The organism is Lachnospira hominis (ex Hitch et al. 2025) (assembly GCF_040096395.1).
Classification (GTDB): Bacteria; Bacillota; Clostridia; order Lachnospirales; family Lachnospiraceae; genus Lachnospira; species Lachnospira hominis.
This window is the reverse complement of sequence record NZ_JBBMES010000019.1, coordinates 37,466-47,598: the sequence shown is the minus strand read 5'-3', so window position 1 is coordinate 47,598 and position 10,133 is coordinate 37,466. Positions and strand designations below refer to the sequence as shown.

5 protein-coding genes are annotated in these 10,133 nt (G+C 38.1%); all 5 read right to left on the bottom strand.

From position 1 onward, the window contains the following. On the bottom strand, positions 1–5,523 hold a 5,523-nt coding region (locus WMO38_RS12925), incomplete at its 3' end, for a pectinesterase family protein (RefSeq protein ID WP_349162985.1). Between the two features lie 212 nt (positions 5,524–5,735). Beyond that, entirely contained in the window at positions 5,736–6,572 is an 837-nt protein-coding gene (locus WMO38_RS12920; protein ID WP_349162984.1) for a MerR family transcriptional regulator, read from the bottom strand. 288 nt (positions 6,573–6,860) lie between these two features. After that, positions 6,861–8,072: a cell division protein FtsZ gene (gene ftsZ / locus WMO38_RS12915; RefSeq protein WP_349162983.1), complete on the bottom strand. Its 1,212-nt coding sequence runs from the start codon at positions 8,070–8,072 to the stop codon at positions 6,861–6,863. A gap of 75 nt (positions 8,073–8,147) precedes the next feature. After that, positions 8,148–8,870, bottom strand: coding sequence for a cell division protein FtsQ/DivIB (locus tag WMO38_RS12910; RefSeq protein WP_349162982.1), 723 nt, complete (start codon positions 8,868–8,870; stop codon positions 8,148–8,150). Beyond that, positions 8,867–10,117: a UDP-N-acetylglucosamine 1-carboxyvinyltransferase gene (murA, locus tag WMO38_RS12905; protein ID WP_349162981.1), complete on the bottom strand. Its 1,251-nt coding sequence runs from the start codon at positions 10,115–10,117 to the stop codon at positions 8,867–8,869. Before murA ends, WMO38_RS12910 begins: the two co-directional genes overlap by 4 nt. Between the last annotated feature and the right edge of the window lie 16 nt (positions 10,118–10,133).

Here is a 10,133-nt window from a genome sequence, read left to right as displayed (position 1 = left end):
AGAAGGTGTCGGGTCTGGTGTCGGGTCTGGTGTTGGGTCTGGTGTTGGGTCTGGTGTCGGAACATTTCCCGTAATAACCTCACCGTCAACAATAAGTGTTACATCTGAGAATGTTACATCAGCATTTCTAGCAACGAACATACCTACATATACATATTCAGAATCAACTGTTGTAAGCATAAAGTCAAATCCGCCTGTTATTGTGTCTTCATCGCCGAATGTGCATGCATATCCGTCTGAATTGCTTTCAATCTTTAACGCATATGTCTGTCCTGCCTTAACTTCATTCTTGCATGTTCCACCCTGTGTAAGAACACCGCTCTTTCTTGCGAAGCAGTTCCATACACCGCCTGCTGTTGCAAGCTTCAACGGTCCTGCCGCAACGTAATCGCCAAGTACATCTGTACGGTTTTCATCAATATACATATCATCTCTTGCCATAAGGCCAAATGATACCTGGTCATTTAAATCAAAACTGTTTACAGTTGCATTTGCTGTAATTGTAAATTTGCTCTTTACAGGAACTTTATAGTAAAACATTGCAACACCATCTGCTGATGCACCTATTTTACCTTTATTTTTCTTTACCTGAATATGGAATTTGTTATCATTCATTTCAAGTGTCTGATTTGATTTACTTGGAGCTCCGCCGACATTGCCGAATACAGTTCCCTTAAATACACCAGCAGGTGACCATATTGTACTGTCTTTTACAACACCGACATATTCTGCTTCCTTATAGTCAGGATTCTTCTTTAATACATCTTCTTTCTTAGGTGCTTCTGCATCAATAATGTGTGAAGAAATTCCCTTTACGCCAAGTTGCTTGATTGTCTTTGTTATGAGGTAAGCATTATATCTTCCGCCCCATATATTTGTATGTGTATTATCTACACTTGATGACTTAGATGATGTCCATGCGTGTAAATTAACTGTCTCATCAGGTCCAAGTTCATCATAGAGCTGCTTTGTAAGTGATGTCATATCTACAACTGCAACTCCTGTATCTTTTCCAAGATTAATAATTGATTTTGCATAATCTCCACCTTCAAATGCACCGCTTGCCGATGTAATATGAAGATTTGAATTTGCCCATTCTTTAGTTGATGTTCTCCTTACGATAGGAGTACATACAACAACTGTAACGCCTTTATCCTGTGCAGGCTTAATATAATTTTCATATAATGAGTTGGCAAATGAACCAGCTGTCTTATAATCTCCGTTAGGATTTGTATATCTTGCCTCCTCTGCTTTCTCATCATTATGTCCGAAACCGATAAGAAGATAATCGCCGCTCTGCATACCCTCAATAAGTGTCTTATACTGTGGTTCTGATGTATAACTCTTAGAACTTCTTCCTGACAATGCAAGATTATTTACTGTAAGAGTATCATCAAAATATGCAGAAAGCTGTGTACCCCAGCCATATCTAGGATAATAATACTTATCACTGAAAGATGAAACTGTTGAATCTCCGACAACCCATACTGTAGCTTTTGCTGATGGATCCGGTGTTGGATCTGGATTCGGTGTAGGATCCGGTGTAGGTGTAGGGTCCGGTACCGGGTCTGGTGTCTTATTAAGTTCATCTTTCTTGGTTCCGATTGCCTTAATAAGTTCTTGTCCATAATTAGTCCAATATTCAGACTGTGCTGAATATTTACCATTATCATCTGCTGCATATGCAGTAAATACACTGCTTCCGTTAATACTGAAAATCTGCTGTCCGTCAGGATTGATTCCCGCTGTCTTTGCAGGCATGCTGACTGCTTTTGATATTGATAAATTCATATCCTGAAGCTTTGAAGCAAATAATGCTGCTGTGATAAAACCACCAAGCTTATTGCTGTGTGTCTTATCTCCAGCTGCCATAATCTGTGTTGCAAGCTGTGAAACACCTGACTTTGCAGATGAATCATTCTTATATGTCTCCTCATAGAGTGATTTTGTAATTGCAAAACCATCGAGAAGAAGAACATTCTGCTCACTTGCAAGCTGCTTAACTGCAGTAACATAAGCATCATTTGATGAAACATATGTACCTGTTGTCTTATCTGTAGAATCATGATGCGGCTTAATTGTACCATCTGAATTATAGTAAAGTCTTGATACCGGTGTAACAAGAACAGGAATTGCTCCGACACTCTTTGCTGCATCTATATACTGCTGTAAATACCATTTGTATGTACCGCCGCAGTCATAAGAATAGAATGTATCACCATATTTGCTTACAAGTGATGAAGGTGTTACTGTCTTTGTACCTGCTGTACTTGGATATACGCCATCTGCATCCGGTGTTCCGAGCGGTACATATCTATCCTCAAGGTAACCTGATTTGTTTGCACAATCATTATGACCAAACTGAATAAAGAGATAATCTCCCTCTTTGATATTCTGTTTAATCTTGTCAAGAGAACCTTCGTTTATAAAGTTTCTGCTGCTTCTTCCGCCGTTGGCATAATTCTGTACCTTAACCTTTGAAGAATCAAAGAATGACTGTAAGAATTCACCCCACGCACCTTCGCTCTGTGCTTTTCCGCTCATATACATGCCTGCTGCGGAATAATCTTTAACTGTAGAATCACCTGCAAGGAAGATATTTACACCATCTCCGAGTTCAATATCTGTGCTTCCCGAAGGGTCTTCAAATCCGTCTCTTACAAAAGCTTCAACCTTATAAGACTTTTCTGCTGCCTTGTTTCCGCTCAATGTCTCAGGAACAACAACGACTTTAATATAGTTTCCTATATCGTTTTTAGTGATTTTATATGTCTTGTCAACATTTGCTGTTGATGACTTAACAAGAGTCTCTTCGCCGTTTTTGTCAACACTGTACCAGCGTATAACAGAAGCATCACTTGCATCATTAACATCACCGAGAGAATATCCTGCTGTAAGTGTATGTCCAGGATATGGTGCATTGATGTCGCCGTTATCAACAACAAAAGGAACTGTCTTAAATTCCACTGTGCCATTCTCATCTTTATATGATACAGGTGTCCAGCTGCCAAAGTATGACTTAACATTTATTGCAGCTGCATCGCTGTCACTTAATGCCTTGCCTGCTCTCTTTGACAAATCAACAGTTTCACCCGTTGTAAGACGTGTATTATACTCTGCAAAATTAGCTTTTTCAGGCTTAACAGCCATCTCATGCCATCCCGCATCATTAATAAGATTATCTGTCATCTTAGTATTGATAAATGTAACGCGGGCATCTGCACCCCAAGGTCTTCCGAGATAACCTGCTTTTACTGTAAGGTCACTGTTTCCTGTTATTGTACAATTTCTGAAAAGATAACCATACTGTGTTGCCGTGCCCGGCTTGTGTGCTGTGATATAACCACCTACAGAACCTGTGCTATAACCGAAAAATCTGAGTTCACAACCATCAAATACTGCATTGCCGTCACCGAAGATATAATCCGTGTTACCTTCGATTCTGCAGTTCTTGAAATAAAGGTTTGTTGCAGAATTTCCTGTATAAAGTGTATCCTGGCTTCCCAAAAATGCACAGTTTGTAAATTCCGTTTTATCAGCTTCAATAGCAAGTGCTGTAGCTCTCTCTGTTGCAGCCTTTGATGTTACATCAAGTCCGTAAGTTCTCTGAGGAAGATTTGTATTTGCCGCATTTACGCCGTCTTCTATTTCTTCATCTGTTATATAACGGTTGAATGAAGCCTCAAATGTAATTCCGTCGGCTCTGAATGCAGCAGCACTGTTCTTTACATATACAGAGCAGCCCCATTTTGAAGCCTGTGCTTTTTCATATTTGTCATAAGCATTTTCTTCATTGTAGAAACCTGTTGAATCAATGCTGTAATATTCGTATCCGATACCGTAATACCATGTAAGAAGAACTTCTTTACCTGAATTCTTCTCATCATTTACAAATGAGATATAAGGTGTTGTAACAACAATCTGTTCTCTATATGTACCCGGTTTGATATGAATTGTTACTCTTTCGTCTTCTTTTGAAGGATTCATCGCAGCCGCTGCCGCAACAGCTTCCTTCACCGTATTATAATTAAGTTCTGCCTTATCCTCGTAGCCTACATATATGTCAGGTACTCTTGTAAGTGCGTCTGCTTTCTTTGTTGATACAAATAAAATATCTTTGCTGACATCAGAACCTTTTACAACAACATGGGTTGTAGTTCTGTAATCAGCAACTGTTGTAACAACCTGATATGAACCGTCTCTTAATGAAACTTCATAACCGCCGTCCTTAACAGTTCCTGTATATTCATACTTATCTTCAACATTAACAAACTTAATTGCCGTTACTTTTGAAGCATCATCAAGTCCGTTAAACTTACCTGTTGCTTTATATACTTTCTTTAAAGCAACTTCAATGTCACTGCTTACATCTTTGTTGTCAAGAATTGTCGCACCCTTTACGATTTCATAATCATTTACTCCGTAAAGAACCGCTGTATACTCAACATCAGGTTCAAGAGTTGCCTCAAACATCATATCGCTGTTTAAATTAAGTGTAACATCATCTGCAAGTGTATTCTTATCTGCCTCAAGTTTTACGCTTAATTTTGAAATGTCATAGTTCTTATCAAATCCTGTAAGCTTACCTGTATACTTGTATACAGACTTTGCCTCGACTTTTAATATAACGCCATCCTTACCTGATATAACATCATCTGTCTTTGTAGATATTACTTTTGTGTCAGATGTAAATCCATATCCTGTAACTCCTGACAATGCAGCTGTATAATCACAGCCTGCAGCAAGCACTACATTAAAGCTTCCATTTTTTACTTCTGCTTCATATGAAATATCATTAGCTTCATCTTTAAAGACTATTTTATAATCTTTAATATCAGCACCATTTAAATCAATTGTACCGCTTACATTTACACCCGGAATTCTTACAACTCTGTTGTAGCAAGGTTTTCCTGCCACAGCATCAGCATATACTTTATACTGTCCGTCGTATTTTGCGATAAATTCATACTTTCCTGCTGTGTTTGAAAATTCTTTTGAATCCTGCTGTTTTCCGGACTCACCAAGATACTTAAAAATAAGATTACTTGTTGCTGCATTACTTGATACCATATAGACAACAATCTTGTCTCCAGCTTTTACATTATCAATTGTAAAGCATCTTCTTGATTCTCCTCCGGTACCATTTGAATAAAACATACCATTTGCAGCATAACCATCTGCATACTTTGTAGTTGCATAACCACTTGCACCATAATTCTTTGATGAAGTAGAATACAATCTGTCTCCTGATGTTGTAATGAGTGTCAAATCGCCAAACTTAATGCTTGCTGCATTAAACTTCGCATTGGTTCCTACATCACTGCAATTGTCCCAGTCTGATGCACTGATATTATTCTGATACATTTCAGTGTTACTCTCAGCAACACCACCGAAATCCCAGACATCAATTTTTCTTGCTGTCTTTTCAAAAACCCCTGCAAAAGCACTCATATCAAGGCTCATAACAAGCAGCAGTATGGCACTCAAAAGACAACTGAGACGTCTTTTTGCAATTCTTTTCATGCTTCTCCTCCTTCTTTTTTGCTATATTAAAAATACCTGAAAGAACCTGTACGCTACATACAAGTTCTTTCAGGTACAAATTATATAGTATGAACCAATGTCAAGGTCAACATTTTTTGCATAAATTACATAAAATTGTTTTTTTATAAGTACACTTATAAAAATATCCTGTAGAATATTTTACAAATGTATTTAATAATCTATTTGAATTTTTATACATCATTCTTCCCAAAAGGCAGGCTCATAAGCATGTAAATAACATTTTTACCGCTATCCCGGACTTTTGTAATTACAATTCCGATTATATCCCCATTAAGATAAAGATTATGTTCTTTCATATAATCAAGATGCTTGCCAATCATAAGTTCTTTTAAATATTCTGGATTTTCATTTGCCAGCCGTCCTATATCTGCCGGTACTTCTGATATGCCCATTACAGATGGTTTTCCTTTATATATCTGTGTATAACTGTTTTCTGTCATTCCATATTTGTCCATATGTTCTTCCTTTACTGACCATCCACAACATACACGGAAATTGCCATTATCAACGGATTCTTTCGGTATAATATACGTATGCAGTACCTCCGGTGAATTATATATAAATTCACCAAGCTTTTGCAATCTTTCAGGCTCCTGAAGAAGCTTTTCACCATCTTTATATATAACTGTATACATAGTAAGACTCATTTTCTCATAAATATCTGAATATGTAGCTGCCTTATTCATAAGAAGGTAATCATCTTTGAGGCGATGACGCAGATAAGTCATATATGCAATCTGCTTATCCATCTCATCCATTCTTTTTTTGTATGCATCAATTGTCTCTTCAAGAGAAAATGACTGCATCTGGCTTATCTGTTCATGCGAAAAACCATATTTTACATGCATTTTTGCATTCATCACAGAAAAAATATCATCATCATTGTAATATCTGTATCCGCTTTTTTCGTCACGCACCGCAGATATATACCCCATATCTTCGTAGCGTCTCACAGTATTTGTAGAAACCCCTAAAAGCTTTGCAAGCTCACTTATTTTATACTTCATAACATCCTCCTTGTTTTTGCGAAGCAAAAATCCGAACCTTATGGTGAGGAGAGGATTTGCCTCCTTGTTTTTGCGAAGCAAAAATCCGAACCTTATGGTGAGGAGAGGATTTGCCTCCTTGTTTTTGCGAAACAAAAATCCAAATGTGCATCTTTGATGCACTATGCTCTATGGTGAGGAGAGGATTTTCCCTCCTTGTTTTTGCGAAGCAAAAAGACATGGCTGCCTCACTATGATAAGCAAGGCAGCCTGTATTAATCATAAATATAATTTTTTACAAAACCATTATTACTTCTTTGTCTTCTGTAAAAATGTAGGAATGTTTATTCCTTTTTCCTTAACATTACTTGTAACCTGTCCCGGCTGTTTTAAGCCCGGAAGCGGTGTCTGTGAAATCGTTGATACAGTCTGCTGTGTTGATGCATGTCCTGCATTAACACCTGTTGAAGCAGCAGCTGATGATGAACCAGAATATGTATATGAAGGCTTAACTGCCTGTCTTGGTGTCTGTACTTTTGCTGAAAAACCTGCCATTGCATTATTCACGTTGCTGTCTTCAAGACCTGTAGCAATAACAGTGATTGTTGCTGTATCTGCTGCATTTTCATCAAACATGGCACCAAATATGATATTGGCATTCTCACCGGCAAGCTCCTGAACATAACTTGCAGCCTCATTTGCTTCAATAAGACTTATATCACCTGATATATTAATGATAACATGTGTTGCACCTTCAATTGTTGTCTCAAGAAGAGGACTTGTAACAGCCTGCTTAACTGCCTCAATCGCCTTGTCATCACCTGTGGCAGTACCAATACCGATATGTGCGACACCTTTATCTGTCATGACAGTCTTAACATCGGCAAAGTCGAGATTAATAAGGCCAGGAACATTAATAAGGTCTGTGATTCCCTGAACTGCCTGCTGTAAAACTTCATCTGCTTTCTTTAATGCATCCGGCATTGTTGTTCTTCTGTCAACAATCTCAAGAAGTCTGTCATTAGGAATTACAATAAGTGTATCAACACTTTCTTTTAATCTTTCAATACCAGCAATAGCATTAGTCATACGTGTCTTTGCTTCAAACTTAAAAGGTTTTGTAACTACACCTACTGTAAGAATACCTTTTTCTTTTGCAATCTTGGCAACTACAGGTGCTGCACCTGTTCCTGTTCCACCGCCCATACCGCATGTTACAAATACCATATCAGCACCATCAATAGCCTGTGTAAGTTCCTCTATATTCTCTTCTGCTGCCTTCTGTCCAATCTCAGGCTGTGCACCTGCACCAAGTCCTTTTGTAAGCTTCTCGCCAATCTGGATTGTTGTTGGTGCTTTACATAACTGCAATGCCTGTCCATCTGTGTTAATACCGATAAACTCAACACCGCTAATATTTTCATCTATCATTCTGTTGACTGCATTGTTACCTGCCCCGCCAACACCTACTACTATAATTTTTGCTGATGACTCTGCGTCATTTGTCATAATCTCTAACAAGGGTATTTGCCTCCTTAACCAATTTGCACTTATTAAATATAATATAAAATTTTAAACAAAATATCAATACATTTTTCAATTTTCTTTCTTAAATATAACAGACGATTCACTTCCGTTATAATCTGACAAATATAATGTTCCTTTCAGATTGGCAATCTTATTTTCCATGCGTTTCAAAGCGTAAAGCCTGTCCGTGATGTCAGCTGCATTTCCAAGAATAATTTTGACTTCATTCATATAAAGTGTAACATTATAAGAAGAATCAAAATATACTTTATCTATATCAAGATTGTACTTTTCAAATGCCTGCGTAAGTTCAAGTATATCCGAAAATACACTGTCATCTCCAACATCAAGCTTGCTTCCCAAAACGATTGATGTAAATTTCAATCCTTCTATCTGAGGAACACCGCTGTATAATTTTGACGAGCTTTCAACAACTATTCCATCCTTATCAAAATACATGTTGCAGCCCATATAATTAATATATCCTACAACCGCCTTCTCATATATTGTAACATTCATTTTATCCGGCCAGATTGTCTCAACTTCATATTTCTGTATAAAAGGAATCTGTTTGTTTTTTTTGCCGAAAATGTTATATACAACCGCATTCGGTGTATCCGTTCCAAATATGTAATTATTCATCTCCTCATCAGAGTAGTGCCTGTTTCCTTCGTATGATATATTATTTACCCTGAACAGGAAATAACCTGCCACCACAAGTGCTGCCACAAGGCATATAATAACAGGCACTACTATTTTTATAACTCTGTTGTTGTTTTTCTGCCTTTTCATATTTCTATTATTTCTGCTCCAAGTTCTCTGTAATTCGATACAAATTTCTCATATCCTCTGTTTATATATTGCGTGTTTCTGATTATACTTTCGCCATCAGCTGCGAGTGCTGCCACAAATAAAGCCGCCGTTCCTCTCAAATCAGTTCCGGCAACATCTGCTCCGGTAAGTCTGCTTCTGCCGGTAACATGAGCCATATTTTTATCAACCGATATGTCTGCTCCCATCTTTTTAAGCTGTCCGGCAACGCCAAATCTGTTTTCAAATATGCTCTCTTCAAACACTGTCTTTCCATCACTATATGCAGCCACACTCATTGTCACAGACTGCATATCTGTAGGAAATCCCGGATATACACTTGTTTTTATATAATTAACCGCTTTGGGTCTTTCTTTCTGGAATATACATATTCCATCTTCGCACTCTTTGTACTCAAGCCCCATGCCCGTGTATACATCCAGGAATCCCCCTGCATCACATATGTTACATCCGGTAAGCTTTATATCCCCCCTTGTCGCACATACAGAAGCAATATACGTTCCCATTACCATCCTGTCAGCCGGAATTGTATACACTGTGTCATTTAAATTATCTACACCTCTTACTGCAATTGTGTCACCACCTGCTCCTTTTATGTCTGCGCCACAACCTGTCAGATAATCACAAAGACCGACTATTTCCGGCTCTTTAGCTGCATTTCTGATAATAGTAATTCCCGGCACCTTAACCGATGCCATAATAGCATTCTGTGTTGCACCCACACTTGGAAATCTAAGATATATATCAGCCTCATGAAGTTTTAATGACGAAACACTTACATTCTCATCATCAAGCTCCCATGATGCACCAAGTCTTTTAAATACATCAAGATGTATATCAATCGGTCTTTTTCCAATTTGACATCCTCCCGGTTTTGCCGTCTTAACGCTTCCGAATCTTGCAAGAAGCGGTCCCATAAGCACAGAAGATGCTCTCAGTTTTCCTGCCATATCAGCCGAAACAGGCTTGCTTACAGCATTAGCAGTATCAATTATCAGTGTATTTTGCTCCCTGTTAATTACACATCCAAGACTGGAAAGAATCTCCTGCATTATAAATACATCATCAATGCATGGGCAATTTTCAATAACACTGATACCTTCATTGAGAATACTTGCTGCCATAACTGGAAGACATATGTTCTTTGAACCCTGCACTCTTACACTTCCGTATAATTTCCGTCCACCCTGAACACACAGATTTTTCAAAACTCTGCCTCCGGAA